2 protein-coding genes are annotated in these 588 nt (G+C 37.4%); both read right to left on the bottom strand.

Annotated elements, in window-relative coordinates:
- Positions 1–359: single-stranded DNA-binding protein (ssb, locus tag ACFINR_RS09595; protein ID WP_375632918.1), on the bottom strand; the 359-nt coding region annotated here is incomplete at its 3' end.
- 103 nt (positions 360–462) lie between these two features.
- Positions 463–588, bottom strand: a 126-nt coding sequence (locus tag ACFINR_RS09590; protein WP_375654254.1) for a DnaB-like helicase C-terminal domain-containing protein, incomplete at its 5' end; no start/stop codon positions are given.

Genomic DNA, 588 nt, shown 5'->3' with positions numbered 1-588 from the left:
TCTTGATTATCATCATTTTTGCCATCTAAAAGCTTTAACTCGCCTTTGTACTGAGGCAATATGACTTCTGTTACATAGCGATCAACACCGTTTTTATCTTGCCATTTACGAGTTTGTAGTCGTCCCTCGATATAAACTTTGCTGCCTTTATTCAGATACTGGAGAGCTACTTTTGCCAAGTGTGGATTAAACACCACAATGGAATGCCATTCGGTTTTGTCTATTCTCTTATTGGTTGCCTTGTCTGTATAGCTCTCAGACGTTGCCATTCGAAAATTGACCACCTCGATGCCAGTTGACATTGTTTTGCTTTCTGGATTGGCACCTAAATGACCAATTAAAATCACTTTATTAAGCATGTTTGTAAGTCCCATTAAATGATGTAAAGATCATAACATGTTTTATGTGTTTTTACAATGTTTTCAGTTAGCTAATAACAATTATTTAATGTTTTACATTATGTTATAAATCACTAAAGCGTGTAAAATCGGATTGAAAGGCAAGGGGAACGATTCCTGTCGGACCATGGCGTTGTTTTGCTATAATAACCTCGGCTTTACCCTTGGCTTGCTCCATTGCCTCTTGCCA

The organism is Bartonella sp. AP19HLJMH (genome assembly GCF_042196245.1).
Taxonomy (GTDB): Bacteria; Pseudomonadota; Alphaproteobacteria; order Rhizobiales; family Rhizobiaceae; genus Bartonella.
This window is presented reverse-complemented; position numbering and strand designations above follow the sequence as displayed.